The following is a 17,001-nucleotide window of genomic DNA, read 5'->3' on the forward strand; positions in this document are numbered from 1 at the left end:
GGCTGGATGCTCATCATCCTCTGTGGCGCTTGAAATCCGACATGAAAGTCGCGAGCGCCGACGCTGCGTCCGCCGTCACGCCATTGTAGAGACAGGCGCGGATGCCGCCGACGTTGGGATGACCCTTGAGGTGCATGAGGCCATTTTGTTCGGCTTCATCGAGGAACAATTGATCGAGCTTTGGATCAGGGAGACGAAAGCAGATGCTGATGTTCGAGCGATCGCGAGGGCTAGCGAAACAGCGATAGAAATCGCTTTCGTCGATCACGGCGTATAGCTCTTTGCTTTTGGCGATGTTCTTTGCGGCGGCAGCATCGAGCCCGCCTTCCTGACGCAACCACTGCAGCATTCGGAACGCCACGACGATCGCGAACGTTGGCGGAGTGTTGACCTTCGAGTTTGCTGAGGCCTGGCGCGCGTAGTCGAGAGATGGCGGAACTTTGCGCTTTGAATTGCTGAGAAGGTTCTCGTTTACGATCACGATCGTCAGGCCCGCGGCGCCGAGGTTTTTTTGCGCGCTCGCATAGACGAGTTCGAAGCGCTCGACGGGAAGGGGACGTGTAAGAAAGTCCGCTGTCATGTCGGCGATCAGCGGGGAGCCGTTTGGCTTTGGATAGTCGTGGTATTGCAACCCTTCGGCGGTTTCCGTGCTGGTGAAGTGGCAATATACAGCGTCGGGCGAACGGCGCCACGATGCGGGATCGGGAAGGGCGCCGTCGTGTGCGGATGCAATGATGCGAACGTCGCACCAATCCGATGCGACTTCGATCGCGCGGCGCGACCAGTGGCCTGACAGCACGTAATCACAAGGTTGATGCTCGGCTGCGAGGTTCATCGGCAGGGCTGCGAATTGCGTCGAGGCGCCACCCTGAAGAAAAAGGACCTTGTAGCTTCGAGGAAGCTGGAGAAGTGATCTCAGCTCATGCTCGGCTTCGTCCAGGATGTCGGCGAAGTCGCTTCCGTTGAACGGCAGCTCGAGCGCCGACATGCCGCTTGCTCGCCATTCGATAATGTCGGCACTGAGTTTTGCAAGCACCTGTGGCGGTAGCATTGATGACGCTGAGGCAAAGCTGAAACGCATCTCACTCCTGCTCAGCTGAGTGAGAGTCCGCCGTGCGCTCCCGCGATCATGAGAAAGAGCGTCACCATGGATAGAACCGTATTCACTCGGGACGAGAGAAAGGTGATGCGGGCGCAACGCAGGCGTTCTTCCGTCGAAGCCTCGATGAAGCCGAGGACTTTTTTCTGATGCGGCCAGAGGACGAACCAGAGGTTCGAAACCATAAGCGTTCCGGTCCATGCTCCGAGACCGATGATTGCCGACGATCCTGAAAGCGACAGTGCTTCCACGAAATCTCCGCGCCGCCACAGCATAAAGAGGCCGGTTGCGAGTACGACCAGCGAGGCGTGGCGGAATATTCCGTGCTCGCGTTTGGATGCAGCCATGAACACGCCTTTCACGGCCTCTTGCGGTGCGTCGGGAAGCACACGGCGAAACTTGGGAATTTGCACAACGTTGACCCAGTTGTGGCCGACCCAGATGATCACGCCGGCAACGTGAAGCACACGCGCCGCGAGATCGAGCAGTGCGATGTCCATTCTATGCAGTCCCGCGCGAAGCTTGATGATGATCGACCGAGGCGCGGCGCATCACTGGGCCTCCGAGCGCTGGCGGCGCTTCGTCTCGCGCATTTTCAACGGACCATCGCATGCCGTTTCGGGGATGCCGCGCTGTTCGGCGCGTGCGATGAGATTGTCGATCAGGTGCCTGTTGGACGATTTGGAGCAGACCGGGTCGGTATTCGCTGCATCACCGGTGAACAGGAACGCCTGACAGCGGCAGCCGCCGAAGTCCTTTTCCTTTTCGCTGCAGCTTCGGCAGGGCTCCGACATCCACGAGTCGCCGCGGAATTTGTTGAATGCCGGGGATTTGTGCCAGATCCAGTCGAGCTCGTGATCGCGCACGCTTGGAAAGTCGATACCCTTGATCAGCCGCGCTTCCTGGCAGGGCAGCGCGGTGCCGTCCGGCGCAATCGTCAGGTGCACCGCGCCCCAGCCGTTCATGCAGGCTTTCGGACGGTCATCGTAATAGTCAGGAACCACGAAGAAGATCGTCAGCTTTTTGCCGAGCCGCGCGCGGGCGGCGTTGACGGCCGCTTCCGACTTCGCCAGCTGCTCACGCGTCGGCAGAAGTTCCGCGCGGTTGAGCAGAGCCCAGTTGTAGTATTGGAGATTGGCGAACTCGAGATATTCAACTCCGAGATCCTCTGCGAGGTCGATCAGAGCCTCTGTACGTTCGATGTTGAAGCGGCTGACGGGGACGTTCAGCACCATCGGAAAGCCTTCGGCCTTGATGGAGCGTGCGATATCGATCTTGTGGTCGAGCACGTCGACGCCGACGAGTTTTGTGCTGTGTTGGCGATCGTTCGACTGAATGCTGAGCTGGACTTGCTTCAGTCCGGCCTTCTTCAAAGCACGAAGGCGGTCCTTGTTCAGTCCGACGCCCGATGTGATGAGGTTCGTGTAATAGCCAAGGCTGTCAGCTTCAGCGACGAGTTCCTCGAGATCGTTGCGGAGCATGGGCTCGCCGCCGGTGAAACCCAATTGCAGCGATCCGAGTCGGCGACCGGCGCGGAGAACCTTCTTCCATTCTTCGGTGGTGAGTTCGTTGCGGTATTGATCGAAATCGACGGGGTTGCTGCACCAGGGGCATTTCAGCGGGCATTTGTAGGTCAGCTCGAGCACGAGCCAGAGCGGCAGGCCAAGGCCATCAAGACTTAATCCGGATCCATCCTTTGGCATGCGCAACCTCCAAAAATTTCAATGCGTCGGCGGTGAGATCGGCTTTGCCGTAGCGTTCGGCGAGTTCTGCAACGCCAATCGCAATGGATTGGCCACCTGTGCAGGCTTCCAGAATCGCCGCTGCCGTCTCGTTGAGCTTGACGATGCCTTCAGGGTAGAGAAGTACGTTAGCTTGTTGCGGCTCCTCCCAACGAAAATGAAAATTGGGATTCAACTCCACAACATCCGACGTTTGGAGCTGCCGGTCGGGTTCCATGTGTTCTCTCCGATGCGCCGGGAGACCAGGCCGACAGAAAGCCCGGCCTCCCGTGCACTGCGCTACCGAACGTAGATGTAGGCCGTGACTTCGAATCCGAGACGCAGGTCGCAGTACGCAGGCGCGACCCATGTCTTTGCTTCCGGCTCCTTAAGCAGGCTCTCTTGCATCGTGTGTCCTCCCTTGCATTGAGTCGAATGCCATTGCGCAGGCGTGCGTGCCGGCACCGAGCATCCGGCGCGACATTCACATTTGTCGACGCGCTCGAACTTGATTGTTGTTAAGCGGTGCCCATCAAAAATGCGTCAGATGAGCGTGATAGCGCGAGCGCAGCGCGCGCGATCGGGCTGGCGCGCGACCGAGGAGTCGCGGCCTCGAAGGCGCTCAGGCTGCTGCAACGATTTGTCGATCAGGGTGCGGTGATGACCAGGGCCGCGTTCTGTCCGCCAAAGCCGAACGAGTTCGAGAGTACTGCTTGAACGCGCGCTTGCCGGGCGACGTTCGGCACGACGTCCATCGGTATCTCGGCGTCGGGGACTGCGTAGTTGATCGTTGGCGGCAATGTGCCGTTACGGATCGTCAAGAGGGAGAAGACCGCCTCGATCGCGCCGGCCGCTGAGAGCGTATGGCCGATCATGGATTTGTTCGAGCTCATCGGGACGTTTGCGACGCGGTCGCCGATCACGGCCTTCAGCGAAAGATATTCCATCTTGTCGTTTTCCGGCGTGCTGGTTCCGTGTGCATTTACGTAATCGATGTCGTCCGGAGACAGGCAGGCGTCGTCGATGGCGTTGCGGATTGCGCCGATGATGGCGGTGCCGTCCGGCTTGGATCGCGTGCGGTGATAGTCGTCGGCTTTCTCACCGCAGCCGCGCACGAAGCCCAGGATGCGTGCGCCGCGCCGCTTGGCTCCCTCGTAGGATTCGAGGACCAGGGCTCCGGCGCCTTCGGCCATGACGAAGCCGTCGCGGTTTTTCGAGAATGGCCTGGAGGCCTGCTCAGGCGCGGCGTTGTTGGTCGAGAGGGCCGAGAGAAGCGAAAAGCGGATCAGCGCCTCGATCTGGACGGAGCTGTCGGTTCCAATGCAGAGCGCGGCATCGGTTTCGCCACGGCGGATCGCCTCGACGCCGAGCTGGATCGCGGTCGCGCCGGATGCGCAGGCGGTCGAAACGGACGTCGGCAGTCCGCGCGTTCCAAGCCGTTCGGCAACGTGGTTTGCGACGCTCGAGAACTGAAACAGCGACTGCATCTCGTCCCAGTCGGAGGCGCGCGCCGAGGCGAGAAGGCGCCGGTATCCCGACTCGTTTTTATCCAGCGCACTCTGATAGAGGGCTCGCCGCTGCGGCCATTCGAGTTCGGCGGGCGGTGTGGCGAGGAAGAGCGGACCGGGGAACTTGCCGTTCGATCCTGCTTGCGCTTCATGCAGTGCTTCGTTGGCTGCCTCCAGCGCCATCGCAATGGAGAGCGACGGGGCGGAATAGGGCGAGACCTTCAGCGTATCGACCGTGCCGGCGATTGTCGTGCGCAGGCCGTCGGTCGGGAAGCGCGTGATGGAGCGGATGCCCGAGCGCCCTTGTGTCAGTGCGGCCCAGTTGTCGGCCTTGCCGTTTCCGAGCGAAGTGACCACGCCCATGCCCGTGACGGCGACGAGCGGTCTTCCTTTTTTATCGTGACCTTGCGACATGTTCAGCTCACCCGATTGCTTCGATAAGGGCGAGTGCTTCGCCACGCCAATAGCCGGTACCCGTCACGAGTGCGTTTCTCGCGGCTCCGGGGTTGCGAGACTTACGCTCGCCTCTGCCATCCGTCGTCAACGCTGCGAGCGCGAGACCGGCGAAAAAGTGCGCCTCGACGGAGTAGCCGAGATCGTCGCCGTAGACGCGAACGTCGGGAGCGATGTCGTACGCCGGCAAGAGATCGAAGAACGCCAGATCTTCCGTCGTTGACGGGTCCACGCCACTGCTCCCCGCCCACACGGGCAAACGGCCGGCGGGAATGCGAGGAAGGAATGTCTCGAAGAGCTGGGTCAGGGACCGGGCGATGTCGCCTTGCTTGCGCGCGGTGTAATCGGTTCGGATATCGGCAATGCGTGCATAGGCTTTTGCGCCGCGTGCTTCGGCATGCGCGCGCGATTCAATCGTCAGAAACGCGCCGACGCTGCCGGGGATGAAGCCGCCGCCGTCTTGCCCGCTTCTTTCCTGAGCCGGCTTGAACGGGCCGCGCCATAGGTTGTGGCCGATTTCGTAGCCAAGCAACAGGTCTTCGCGTTCTGCGTTGAGTGCGCCGCCAATGAGGATGACGTCGGCTTGACCCGACGAGATTCGCCGGAAGGCGTTTTCGGCTGCGGCGAAAGCACCGGACTCTTCGCCCATGAACGTCCGCGACGAACCAGTGACGTGGTGCACGATGGAGATGTTTCCGGCGAGCATGTTCGACAGCTGCGCCAGAAAGAGAGTCGGACGCAGCGCGCTCGGAAGTACGCTCTTGGCGAGGAGCGCGGTTTCATCGTCGGAGTGAATTGCTTCGAGTACGTCGCAATCCACTTTCGTGTCCCGCTCGCCGCTGCCCGCGGCAACGACAAGGTTGGTGCGGTCGAGCAGTTCCGCATTGCCCGCAATGCCGGCGTCGGCGAGGGCGAGGCCTGCGGCATACACGCCGATCCGCTGCCACGTCTCCATCTGCCGCTGATCGCTGTTCTTCGGTATCTGCTTCGACCATTCCAGCGGTGCGAGAGGATGCACGGGGTATGGGGCATAGCGCGACTCGTCCAAGACGCGGCCCGTGCCGGTTTCGAAGTGCGTCTTGTGAGTTTCCGCATCGATCCCGAGCGAGCTGATAAGCCCGATCCCGGTAATCCAAACCTCGCGTGGCGCGGTCGCTTCGGTCATGATTCTCTCGTTTAAAATTTGACGATGATTTTGCCGAAGACCCGGCGCTCTTCCAGCCGGCGAAGGCCTTCCTCGATATCGTCGAGCGATATGACGGTGTCGATCACCGGCTCGATGTGGGAGGCGGCCATTCGGCCCATCACGGTTTTCATGTTCTCGATCCGGCATCCGAAGCTGCCGATGAGGCGCAGCTGCTGCTGGAACAGGAGATAGAGGTTGGTTTTCGCAGCGACGCCTGTCGTCGATCCGCAAGTGACGAGGCGACCGCCGCGCGAGAGCGAGAGGATGCTGCCCTCCCACGTGTCCGGTCCGACATGTTCGAAGACGACGTCGACGCCTCGGCGATTGGTGATTTTTCGGACGCGGCCTTCGAAACGTTCGCGGCGGTAGTTGATGATGTGATCGGCGCCGAGCGCGCGCACCTTCTCCATCTTGTCGTCGCTGCCGACCGTGGTGATGACGGTTGCGCCGACGGATTTCGCGAGCTGAATTGCCGCCGTGCCGATGCCGCTGCCGCCGGCCTGCACGAGGATCGTCTCACCGGCTTTCAGTTTGGCGTTATCGAACAGCATATGCTCGACGGTTCCGAAGGTGATCGGCGCGCACGCTGCTGATATCGCGTCCAGGGCCTTCGGAGCTTTGACGGCGAGGCGGGCCGGAATGTTCATGCGGTCGCGCAGAAAGCCGTCGATGTTGAAGCCGTACATCGCGCGCTCGCCTTCGCAGAAGTTGTCGCGTCCTTCGCGGCAAGGCTGGCAGGCGCCGCATGTCTTGGCGCCGTAAAATGCGACGATGTCTCCCGGTGCGAGATCCTTTACTTCCGAGCCGACAGCGAGGACTTCGCCTGACGCTTCGGCGCCGAGGACGATCGGCAGTTCGCGCTTTGCGAAGGCCATGCCGCGCCAGCTCCACACGTCGATGTGGTTGAGCGCGACCGCACGTATTTGCACTTTAATTTCATCCGGAGCGGGAGCAGGCGGTTCGGCGATGTGCGTCAATGCCAGCGCGCGCTCGCCCGTCAGCTGGACCGCGCGGACTGTCGTTTGTTGAGCGTGAGTGCATTCACACGTTTGCATTACTGTCCTCGGGAAATAGTTTTGATGCTGTGATTTCTGTCCGTCATGCGGGCTCGCTGGAGAAGACGACGCAGACGTTCTGTCCTCCAAAGCCGAAAGAATTCGACAGTACGGTCGAGACGGATTTGGAGCGGCTGGTGTTTGGAACTACGTCGAGCGGCAGGTCAGGATCGGGTTCGTCGTAGTTGATCGTCGGCGGCAGAATGCTGGTCTCGATCGTGAGGAGCGAAAACACAGCTTCGACCGAGCCTGCTGCAATCAGGGTGTGACCGATCATGGATTTGTTGGAGCTGACCGGCGTGTTTGCGAGATGCTCTCCCAATACAGCCTTGAGCGAGAGATATTCCATGCGATCGTTTTCGGGCGTGCTGGTGCCGTGAGCATTGACGTAGTCGATCTGCTCTGGCGTGACGCCGGCGTCGTCCAACGTCTTGCGGATTGCGCCGATCATCGCGGCGCCGTCGGGGTTGGAACGCGTGCGATGGAAACTGTCGGCTTTCTCTCCGCATCCGCGCACGATGCCAAGGATCGGAGCGCCGCGTGCTTTTGCAGCGCTGAGCGATTCAAGCACGACCGCGCCGGCGCCTTCGGCGATGACAAAGCCGTCCCGACGTTTTGCGAAAGGCTTCGATGCCTTTTGCGGAGCATCGTTGACGGTTGAGAGCGCGGAGAGAAGCGAAAAGCGGATCAGGCCTTCGGGATGAACGGTGGCGTCGGTGCCGACGCAGAGCGCCGCTTCGGTATCTCCGCGCCGGATCGCTTCGAGCCCAAGCTGGATGGTGGTCGCGCCGGATGCGCACGCCGTGCAGATCGAGAGTGGTTCGCCGCGCGTAGAAAAGCGGTCTTTCAAGCGATCGGCGATGGCGGCGAAGCGAACGTGACGTGCGAGATCGGCGTGTTTGCCGGAGCGCGCGCTGGCGAGGAGGCGCGCATAGCCGGAGATGTCGGAGTCCGGCAGCGCGTTGTACAGCTGACGCAAGTGCGGCCATTCCAGTTCGGAGGGTGGCGTCGCGATGATGAGCGGCCCTGGAAATGACGAGCGGCTCCCGATGCATGCTTCTTCGATGGCCTCGGCGGCTGCGGCTTCGGCCATTGCGGTCGAGAGATCGAATGCCGAGTAGGGCTCAATGTCGAAATGATCGACGGTTCCCGCGATCGTCGTTTTCAGGCCGCGCGTATCGAAGCGTCGAATGGGTTTGATGCCGGACTGACCGGCGGTCAGCTTCGTCCAGTTGTCGGATTTGCCGATGCCGAGCGAGGTCACGACGCCTCGGCCGGTCACGGCAACCAGTGGCCGTCCCTTGTGATCGAGGGTGTCGTTGGACATTCGCTTCGTCCTCACCAGACCGACTGGACGAGGCCTAAGCCTTCGCCGCGCCAATGGCCGAACGTCGTGACGAGAATCTGATCGGCCCACGTCTTGCGGGTGTGCTCGACGCCGGACGTGTCGAAGGGCGGATAGAATTCGCTTTTGGAGAGCGCCAGGGCCGCGAGCGCGATGCCGACGAGAAAATGCGCTTCGTGCGTGTGACCGAAAATGCTTCCCCAGGCGCGGATAACGGGTTCAATCCCGGCTTTCTGCACGTTTGAAAGAAATTGCAGTTCCTCGGCTGTCGTTGCGCGCACGCCGCTTGCGCCGCTCATGACGAACAGTTCGCGATTGCTCGTATCGAGGGGGAGTTCTTTAAGAAGCGTGCTCGCGGTCGCCGCGATATCGCCGGGCGCGCGAGGCGAGCGATCCGACGCGATACCGGCTATTTGCGCATAGGGCATAGCGCCGCGCGCTTTCGCGTGGCTGCTCGATTCCAAAACGAGGAAGACGCCGACGCTACCCGGAATGAAGCCGTCGTTTTCGCCTTGCCGGTCCCAGACCGATTTGTGCGGGCCGTGATACAGACCGCCCGTCAGTTCGCAGCCGAGAAGAAAATCTTCGCGTTCGGCGTTGAGTGCGCCGCCGACGAGAAAGAGGTCGCCTTGTCCGGCTTTGATGCGGTCGACGGCATTTTTAATCGCCGATACGCCCGCCATCTCCTCGCCCTTGAACGTGCGCGAGGATCCGGTCGCCTTATGGATGATCGAGATATTGCCTGCGAGCAGGTTCGACAGCTGAACGAGATAGAGCGTCGGCCGCAAACCTGTCATCAGTTCGGTATTGAGACGGGATGCTGCGTCCCCGTCGGCATCCGCCGTCGCGAGAATGCGAGAGTCGAGCGCAATGTCGCGCTCACCGTTGCCTGCGGCGATGCAAAGATCGGTTTTGTCGAGCAGAGCGTCGTTGCCTGCAATGCCCGCGTCCTGCAGCGCGAGACCTGCGGCATAAACTCCGAATTTCTGCCAGCGATCCATCTGCCGCTGATCGCTTGTTCGCGGGATCTGTTGCGCGACATCGATCTCCGGCATCGGATGCACCGTATACGGCGCGAAGCGGCCTTCATCGATGACGGGGCGGGGCGGGGTTTCGCCGTGAAGTTTGTTCCAGTGCTCGTCTATGCCGACGCCGAGTGAGCTGATCAGGCCGATGCCGGTGATCCAGACCTGCTCGCGCTCGTCCCCGTTCGGCATATCATCGGGCCTCCGTCGTAACGAGGCTCAATCGCCGGCCCTCATTCAACACATGGGCTTGCAGAGCGGGCGACGTGAAGGGCACGCTGCGCATGGTCAGCCGGGCATCGGCGACGCGTTTACCATTCTGGCTAAGGGTCGCCTGCGTCACCGCATAGCCCGAGCCTTCGTGGATGACTTCGGCCTTTACTTCGAGCGTGCTGCCGGGAAGCACGAAGGATCTGAAGTTTGCTTCCTTGGCGCTCGCGAAGAAAATCATGCGCGAGAAGCCGTTCAGCGTCAGCAGGAGATAACCCGAAGCCTGCGCCATCGTCTCAAGCATCAGGACGCCGGGCATTATGGGATGGCCAGGGAAATGACCTTCGAAAACCGGGCTGTGCTCCGGAACAAATGCTCGTGCGACCAGCGTGCGACGATCAGCCGTTGCCGCTTCGACGATCTCGTCGAGCATCTGAAAATATTCAAGCCGCACTTGTCGATCGCCTCAGACGGTAGCCGGGGCGCGCAAGCCGTCGATTTGCGTGCAGAGATTGCGAAGAACGAAGTAGTCGGCGCCGTTCGCCTTGCCCTCGTTAACCGCCGCGAGCCATTCCTCGACCGGCAGCTGAATCCCGAATTTCTGGTCGATTTCGAACGTTATATCGAGAAACGATAGACTGTCGACTTCGAGGTCTTTCATGACGTGGCTGTCGGGGGTTATTCGCTCGAGAGGAATATCGCTAGCCGACGAAATAATGCCGGCTACGGTTTCGAACGTGGACGCCATCAGGCATTCTCCTGGATCGGGTTCATGCAGCACAGCGCGGGCAATTAGGCCGGAATTGCGCTGTCAACAGCGCGCCAATTTTTGCCTGCGCACTGCATCGGCTTCTAGCAATGGCCGTCTATGTGCCGTTTGACGAATGTCAAATGACGACGCGAATTTTCTGGCTATCGCTGCGCCGTAGTCTCGCACCTCGATAAGGATCATACCGCTGCAGCCAGATCGCCTTAGTGAACTCAGCGTCGGTCAGACGGAAAGCCTCAGCCGCACCATTACAGCGGAAGACGTCGCGGCGTTCGCGAGGCTGTCGGGCGACTACAACGCTTTGCATGTCGACGATGAATTTGCCGCGCGTACGGAGTTTTCCGAGCGCGTCGTTCACGGCTTTTTGAATGCGAGCCTTCTGTCGACGTTAGTGGGGATGAAGATCCCGGGACGCGGCGCGCTTTACGTTTCGCAAAGCATCGAATTCACGCGGCCGGTCTTCATCGGCGATACGGTTGAGGCACGCGGCACGATCGAAGCGATCGACCAGGAGACGCGTCTCGTTACGTTGCGAACCGAGATATTGCGTAACGGCGGTGAATGCGTTCTGCGGGGCAAGGCGCAGGTCAAAGTCCTTCGCCTTGCGGAAGCGGAGAAGCGCGCAGAGCGGCCGCAAGTTGCGTCGTCGGCGCTTCTCGCGGGCAGGACCGCGCTGGTGACCGGAGCTTCGCGCGGCATCGGACGGGCGACCGCGCGCCTGTTCGCGCAGCATGGCGCCAATGTCTGGATCAACTATCAGCGGAGCGAAGCAGCCGCTCAAAGTCTGGTGCAGGAGCTTACCGGACTTGGAGGATTTTGCAGGGCGATCCGCGCCGATGTGACGAGCGATGACGATGTCGCGCGGCTGATGGATGAAATCGTCGCTGCAGGCGGGCTCGATATTCTGGTCAATAACGCCGGGCCGAAAATCCATTCGTCGACGTTCGCCAATCTCCAGTGGCCCGATATGGCTCAGGCCTATGAACTCGTCGTCGGCAGCGTGTTTCGCGTTACGAAGGCGGCGCTTCCGGCATTGAAGAAAAGCAAAGGCCGGGTGATCACGATTGCGTCTGCGGCGGCGATCGGGCGGACTGCCTACAACTGGCTGCCCTATGTTGCGGCGAAGAGCGCGCTTCTGGCGATGAGTAAAAATCTTGCGCAGGAGCTTGGACCTCATGGCGTCACGGTCAATTCGATATCGCCGTCGTTGGTCGATACCGATCTCGTCTCAAACATTCCGGAACGCATGCGTCAGATGACGGTGTCGCGCACGCCGTTGCGCAGGCTTGCCACGGCTGACGACGTCGCAGGTGCGGCGCTGATGCTCGCGTCTCCCTATGCCAGCTTCATCACCGGTGAAAACATGCTCGTTACCGGCGGCGAGCATATGATTTGAAGGAATTCCAAGCATGCCTGCGAGCGCGAATGCGCCGTCGATGCCGGTAGTGCAATCGGCAATTGAGACGATCGTCGATGAAGCGATTTCGGCGGCGCCGGATTGCGTGCTGCGCCGGGCAATATTGCCCGCTATCAATTGGGCGGAAGTCGCGCCGGTCAAGGTTGCGCTTCTGATATCGACGCTCGCGGATGCGCGCGTCACGGTGCCGAGGTGGCTTGCGAAGCAATTGCTTCTGGCCGGGCATGCTCTGCCAGAAAATCTCGAAAAGACGTTAACGTCCGCGCTCGTCGCGTTGAACCGCGTCAACGGTCAGGGCAGTTCTTCGGAAAGGCGCGACGACATCGCTGGCATGCTTCCGGCTTTGTGTGCCGACGATCAGATCGAAGCCGATGTCGCTGTTGCACTCGTTCAGAAGTTCACGGCGCTTGGCTGGGCGGACGAAGCGGTTCGTCTCGCGCTGGCGCAGCAGCTTCGCGCGCCAGGCATTCTGAAACGCGCGGGCAAGGCGGTTGCGGCTTATGTCGATAGTCTGCCGGCGGTGCGCGTGCGCCTCATCGGGACGTCGACGACGCAAACGCTGGCGGAGGAATTCAAGCCGTCGTTCGCGGCGCTCGGCTGGCGCGCCGACGTAAATCAAGCTGATTTCGGAACCCTGCTTGCCGAACTCATGCGACCGCCGGAAGGGGCGGATGCGCATGTGGTGCTTCTCGATCTCGATGGATTTGCGCCGCAGGATTGGCGGCGATCGGCGGCGGACGCGTCTGATCTGCTGGCGGAACGCGTCAACCATCTTGCCGCGGCGTTGCGTGAGTTCACGGCGCATTCGCAAGCGCCGCTGCTGATCAATACGATCCCGGTGCCTGCTGCGCCTGCGGCCGGGTTTCTCGATCGCAGCCATGCTTCGGGGCTGCGGCGTGCCGTCGATCGCATCAACCGGCATATTCTCGAAGCGGCGGAGCAATCGAAACAGATCATCGTCGTCGATGCGGATCAGGCGCTTGCGTCGCTTCCCATTCGCGATCAGTCGGACGCCAAGCTCTGGTACTATGGACGGATCGCTTACTCTGCGGATGCCGTCCGCTTTCTGGCTCGTGCGTTCGCCGAGGCGTGGAGTTCGCTGAAGCGCGGGCCTGCGAAGGTTCTGGCGGTCGATTTCGACAACACGCTCTGGGGCGGTGTCTATGGCGACGACGGCGTCGAAGCGTTGGCGTGCGGCGACGATTTCCCGGGCAATGCGTTCCGGGCACTGCAAGCGGAATGCCTGCGTCTACGGCAACAGGGGATGCTGCTGGTCGCGCTCAGCAAGAATAATCCAGACGCGATCACGGCCTTCCAGATGCACGCCGGCATGCTTTTGCAACCCGAGGATTTCGCCGCGACGGCGATCAATTGGGAGCCGAAGCCCGACAACATCCGCAAAATCGCCGCCGAGCTCAATCTTGGTCTCGACAGCTTCGTCTTTCTTGACGACAGCCCGCATGAACGCGAGGCGATGCGTCGGCTCTGTCCTGAGGTCTCGGTTCCGGAGATGCCAGTGGACCCGGCAGAGCGTCCGCTTTGGCTTCGGCGGATGACTCGCACTTGGCCGCTGCGTCTCACCGCCGAAGATGAAACGCGAGCGGCGCTCTATGCGGCGCGACGCGACGCGGAAAACGCAAAGGCAAGCGCTGTAAACTTTGAGGATTACCTCAAGGGACTCGAGCAGCATCTGACGGTTGCTCATGTGAGCAAGGCGACGTTGCCGCGTGTCGTGCAGATGCATGAGAGAACGAACCAGTTCAACCTGACGACACTGCGATCGACGGAAGCGGAAATTTCCGCGCTCATTGAGTCTGGCGACCGAGGCGTCGCGCTCGTTGGCCGCGTGCGCGACAAATTCGGCGATCATGGGCTCGTTATTGCGGCGACGGTCGAGATCAATGGCGCGGAAGCAGTTATTCGGTCGCTGCTGATGAGCTGCCGTGTCATCGGACGCGAGGTCGAGCGCGCGTTTCTCGGTGCGCTGATCGAAGATCTAAAACGTCGCGGAGTCAGGCGCGTCAGCGGCGATTATATTCCAACAAGGAAGAATGCAATGGTCAAAGAATTTTACGCCTCTTGCGGCTGGCAGCCAGCCGGTGCTGATGGCGAACGAACGAGCTGGACGTTTGATGTGACCGCCATGCAGCCGCCGCGATCGCAGTTCGTCGCTTTGAATTGGGAGGCGTAATATGGATGCTCTTGCCCCGACGGCGTTGTCTTATACCGATCTTGTGCCGATCTTCGCCGACATTTTTCAGTACGCTGAGCCTTTGACGCTCGAGACGTCGGCGGATGATATCGCGACGTGGGACTCGCTGCAGCACATCGCGCTTATTCGGACGCTGGAGATGACGTATTCCATCCGCCTATCGATGGATGAGATGATGGAAATTCGCAGCGTCGGCGATATCGAGAACGTCTTGCGCCGGCACGGCGTTTGACTTGATGTGATCGGAATTAGCTTGGCTCGCCCCAGCGAGTCATCTCCGGTCCGGGCTCGATGCCGGCCCAACCAATGAGGCGTGCAGCGATCTCCTCGATCATGCCCTGCATCGTTTCACGCTTCGTATAAAACGGTGGGACTGGCGGCGCGATGATGGCGCCAAGGCGCGCCAGTTTCAGCATCCCTTCGAGATGGCCTTCGTGGAGCGGCGCTTCGCGCGGGACGACCACGAGGCGGCGCTTCTCCTTCAATACGACATCGGCGGCCCTGGTGAGCAGGTTGTCGCCGAAGCCGTGCGCCATTGCCGCGAGACTGCGCATAGAACACGGAACGACGATCATGCCGTCGGTTCGGAACGATCCGCTGGCGATCGGGGCTGCGAGATTGCGCGGGTCATGAACGAGGCTTGCGGCGCTCGTCAGATCACCCAATCCCGATGATCCCAATTCCTGTGCGATCGTGACGCCGGCGCCTTCCGACACAACCAAGTGTGTCTCGACGCCTGCGCGAGAAAGCTGGCGCAGAGTTTCCAGCGCAAGCGCCGATCCCGATGCGCCGGTGACGCCGACGATCAGCCGTTTGCTCATGTCGTTATCTGGTTCGGAAAGAATTCCTGCCATCGCTCACTCACCCGGCGTTCAATGTCCCGATCCTGCTGGATCGTGCGGCCCCAGTCGCGCGTCGTCTCCGCGCCGATTTTACGTGTCGCGTCAAAACCCGCTTTGCCGCCTAAGCCCTCCAACGGAGAAGCGAAGTCGAGAGGGTCGATCGGTGTGCGATCGATCACCATTAGATCACGTCCAGGATCCATCCGCGTTGCGACGGCCCACATCACGTCGTCCCAGGACCGTATATCCACGTCGTCGTCGACGATGATCAGCATCTTGGTCATCGAGAATTGTGGCAGCAGCGACCAGAACCCCATCATCACGCGGCGCGCCTGCCCGGGATATCGCTTTGCGATGGAAATGACCGCCATTCTGTACGAGCAGGCCTCCGGCGGCAGCCAGATGTCCAGAATTTCTGGGATCAATTGACGAAGGAGCGGCTTGAAGACGTCGAGGAGCGTATCACCGAGCACGGAGGGTTCGTCGGGTGCGCGGCCCGTGAACGTCGTGAGATAGCTGGCTCGATCGCGGACGCGCATGCCCTTCAAAGTGAAAACCGGATAGGGTTCCGGCGCATTGTAGTAGCCGGTGTGATCGCCGAAGGGACCTTCGAGAGCGGTTTGCGATGCGGACACCGTGCCTTCGAGAAGAATTTCGGCGCTCGCGGGCGCGTGCAGCGGAATGTGCGTGCACGGCGCCATATCAATTCTCTGATTGTTCAGGACTCCGGCCAATGCCAGCTCCGATATGGTCTCCGGCGCGGGCATGACGGCGGCGAGCAGGATCGCGGGATCGGCTCCGATCACGACGGCGGCGGGACAGTCCTCACCCAGTGCCTGCCATTGACGATAGTGCTTGGCGCCGCCGCGCATCGGCAGCCAGCGCATGATTGCGCTGTCGCGATCGAGCACTTGCATGCGGTAGACGCCGAGATTGTAATTCTCGAACTTGTCGTCGCCCGGTGGACGCGTGATCACGACGCCCCAGGTGATGAGTGGTCCGGCATCGTCAGGCCAGCAGGTCTGCACGGGCAGTTGCGTGAAATCCGGATCGGCCGTTCGCCATTCGCGCGGCGCCGACGTCGCTCTTGGACGAGCATGCAGCGCATTGCGAGCGGCAGGCAGAAGCGACCACGCTTGACGTAAGTCACGTGGCGGCTTTGGCGACTGCATCCACGCCAACAATTCTCCGAGAGACGCCAACCCCTCTTGATCTGTGCCAAGTCCCCACGCGACTCGTTGGCGCGTTCCGAAGAGATTGGTCACGACTGGAAGCAGCGACGTTACGCCGTTCGCGTTCAATGGATGCTCCAATCGCAGCACCGGACCGCCGTTCGCGATGACCCTTCGATGCAGCTCCGTTGCTTCGAGATGCATCGAAATTGGCGCACTTATCGTGGAAATTTCGTTCTGCTCACTGATGAATGAGAGAAACGATGATAGGCTCTGGAACGATGGAAGACGGCGTTGGTGCATGAACGTTCTGCTGCGGTGACGAAGCTGTCGTCATTTTTCGTAGCAGCGTGCGGCTTGCATTCTTTGCTCTGGGACAAAGGTTAATCGGGAGGCAACGCCTATGGTATCGCCTTGCGATGGAGACCGCCGTTGATGGGGCAGATTGCCGACGAAATGAGCTTGCCCGGATTTGTCCGGCGGCTTCTGCCTGCGGCGGTCGGATTTCCGCTGGGTCCGGTGCTGACGCTGTCGCTTAGATCGTTCGCGCGGCGCAGGCCCGAAATATTCGAGCGGCTCGGAGAGTTTTGCAGCGCGCGCTATCTGATCGATCCCACAGATCTTCCATTTGTATTTGACGTCGTGCCGAACGGGCAATCGGCGACGGTGCAGATCGCGAGCGGAAGCCAGCCTGAGATCGCCGATGTCGTTTTGCGCGGTCCGATCATGGCGCTGCTCGGCATCGTCGACGGTACATTCGACGGCGACGCTCTGTTTTTCCATCGCACGATTTCAATCACGGGGCGGACGGAGGCGATCGTCGCGCTGCGCAATGCGATCGAGGATGCGGAGTTGCAGCCATCGGATCTTCTTGGACTCAAAGGTATGGCTGCGAGCATCGCCAATACCGCCATTCTCGGCGGAGTTGATTTTGCGCGGGGTGCAGTGGCGAGCGCGGCGCAGCGTCAGAAGGAGCGGGCATGAGCG

The 17,001-nt window shown here is 60.8% G+C and carries 18 protein-coding genes; 4 read left to right on the forward strand and 14 right to left on the reverse strand.

Annotated elements, in window-relative coordinates:
- Positions 1-13: 13 nt before the first annotated feature.
- From serC to HDEN_RS02745, 12 genes are all read right to left on the reverse strand, one after another.
- Positions 14-1,081 (reverse strand): 3-phosphoserine/phosphohydroxythreonine transaminase, encoded by a 1,068-nt coding sequence (gene serC / locus HDEN_RS02690; RefSeq protein ID WP_013214587.1) that lies wholly within the window; start codon positions 1,079-1,081, stop codon positions 14-16.
- Positions 1,082-1,092: 11 nt separating this feature from the next.
- A complete protein-coding gene (locus HDEN_RS02695; protein WP_013214588.1) occupies positions 1,093-1,599 on the reverse strand; it encodes a urate hydroxylase PuuD in 507 nt (168 codons plus the stop codon).
- Positions 1,600-1,650: 51 nt separating this feature from the next.
- Positions 1,651-2,802 (reverse strand): pyrroloquinoline quinone biosynthesis protein PqqE, encoded by a 1,152-nt coding sequence (gene pqqE, locus HDEN_RS02700; protein ID WP_013214589.1) that lies wholly within the window; start codon positions 2,800-2,802, stop codon positions 1,651-1,653.
- Positions 2,771-3,058 carry a pyrroloquinoline quinone biosynthesis peptide chaperone PqqD gene (gene pqqD / locus HDEN_RS02705; protein WP_013214590.1) on the reverse strand — a complete coding sequence of 96 codons (288 nt, stop codon included), beginning with the start codon at positions 3,056-3,058 and terminating at the stop codon, positions 2,771-2,773. The genes pqqE and pqqD overlap by 32 nt, the downstream gene beginning before the upstream one ends.
- A 62-nt stretch (positions 3,059-3,120) precedes the next feature.
- Positions 3,121-3,228, reverse strand: coding sequence for a pyrroloquinoline quinone precursor peptide PqqA (pqqA, locus tag HDEN_RS02710; protein WP_013214591.1), 108 nt, complete (start codon positions 3,226-3,228; stop codon positions 3,121-3,123).
- Positions 3,229-3,467: 239 nt separating this feature from the next.
- A complete protein-coding gene (locus HDEN_RS02715) occupies positions 3,468-4,742 on the reverse strand; it encodes a beta-ketoacyl-ACP synthase (RefSeq protein WP_013214592.1) in 1,275 nt (424 codons plus the stop codon).
- A gap of 7 nt (positions 4,743-4,749) precedes the next feature.
- Positions 4,750-5,946, reverse strand: coding sequence for a beta-ketoacyl-ACP synthase (locus tag HDEN_RS02720; protein ID WP_013214593.1), 1,197 nt, complete (start codon positions 5,944-5,946; stop codon positions 4,750-4,752).
- 11 nt (positions 5,947-5,957) lie between these two features.
- A complete protein-coding gene (locus tag HDEN_RS02725) occupies positions 5,958-7,022 on the reverse strand; it encodes a zinc-binding dehydrogenase (RefSeq protein ID WP_013214594.1) in 1,065 nt (354 codons plus the stop codon).
- Between the two features lie 43 nt (positions 7,023-7,065).
- The gene (locus HDEN_RS02730) at positions 7,066-8,349 is read right to left on the reverse strand and encodes a beta-ketoacyl-ACP synthase (protein ID WP_013214595.1); all 1,284 of its coding nucleotides are present in this window, start codon (positions 8,347-8,349) and stop codon (positions 7,066-7,068) included.
- Positions 8,350-8,360: 11 nt separating this feature from the next.
- Positions 8,361-9,584 (reverse strand): beta-ketoacyl-ACP synthase, encoded by a 1,224-nt coding sequence (locus HDEN_RS02735; RefSeq protein WP_013214596.1) that lies wholly within the window; start codon positions 9,582-9,584, stop codon positions 8,361-8,363.
- Between the two features lies 1 nt (position 9,585).
- Positions 9,586-10,056, reverse strand: a complete 471-nt coding sequence (locus HDEN_RS02740; protein ID WP_013214597.1) for a 3-hydroxyacyl-ACP dehydratase FabZ family protein — start codon at positions 10,054-10,056, stop codon at positions 9,586-9,588.
- Between the two features lie 12 nt (positions 10,057-10,068).
- Positions 10,069-10,350, reverse strand: coding sequence for an acyl carrier protein (locus HDEN_RS02745; RefSeq protein ID WP_013214598.1), 282 nt, complete (start codon positions 10,348-10,350; stop codon positions 10,069-10,071).
- A gap of 268 nt (positions 10,351-10,618) precedes the next feature.
- On the opposite strand from HDEN_RS02745, the gene HDEN_RS02750 reads away from it, so the two are divergent.
- Genes HDEN_RS02750 through HDEN_RS02760 form a run of 3 tightly spaced genes read left to right on the forward strand, consistent with a single transcriptional unit; the run spans position 10,619 to position 14,232 of the window.
- Positions 10,619-11,767, forward strand: a complete 1,149-nt coding sequence (locus HDEN_RS02750) for an SDR family oxidoreductase (RefSeq protein ID WP_425337339.1) — start codon at positions 10,619-10,621, stop codon at positions 11,765-11,767.
- A gap of 13 nt (positions 11,768-11,780) precedes the next feature.
- The gene (locus tag HDEN_RS02755) at positions 11,781-13,979 is read left to right on the forward strand and encodes an HAD-IIIC family phosphatase (RefSeq protein WP_013214600.1); all 2,199 of its coding nucleotides are present in this window, start codon (positions 11,781-11,783) and stop codon (positions 13,977-13,979) included.
- Between the two features lies 1 nt (position 13,980).
- Positions 13,981-14,232, forward strand: coding sequence for an acyl carrier protein (locus HDEN_RS02760; RefSeq protein ID WP_013214601.1), 252 nt, complete (start codon positions 13,981-13,983; stop codon positions 14,230-14,232).
- Between the two features lie 16 nt (positions 14,233-14,248).
- On the opposite strand, the gene HDEN_RS02765 is transcribed toward HDEN_RS02760, so the two are convergent.
- Both HDEN_RS02765 and HDEN_RS02770 read right to left on the reverse strand, forming a co-directional pair.
- Positions 14,249-14,821, reverse strand: a complete 573-nt coding sequence (locus HDEN_RS02765) for a UbiX family flavin prenyltransferase (RefSeq protein ID WP_013214602.1) — start codon at positions 14,819-14,821, stop codon at positions 14,249-14,251.
- The gene (locus tag HDEN_RS02770; protein WP_013214603.1) at positions 14,818-16,317 is read right to left on the reverse strand and encodes a UbiD family decarboxylase; all 1,500 of its coding nucleotides are present in this window, start codon (positions 16,315-16,317) and stop codon (positions 14,818-14,820) included. The genes HDEN_RS02765 and HDEN_RS02770 overlap by 4 nt, the downstream gene beginning before the upstream one ends.
- A 132-nt stretch (positions 16,318-16,449) precedes the next feature.
- Between HDEN_RS02770 and ubiT the strand changes: the two genes are divergently transcribed.
- Entirely contained in the window at positions 16,450-16,998 is a 549-nt protein-coding gene (gene ubiT / locus HDEN_RS02775) for a ubiquinone anaerobic biosynthesis accessory factor UbiT (RefSeq protein ID WP_013214604.1), read from the forward strand.
- Positions 16,999-17,001 lie beyond the last annotated feature (3 nt).

The organism is Hyphomicrobium denitrificans ATCC 51888 (assembly GCF_000143145.1).
Lineage (GTDB): Bacteria > Pseudomonadota > Alphaproteobacteria > Rhizobiales > Hyphomicrobiaceae > Hyphomicrobium_B > Hyphomicrobium_B denitrificans.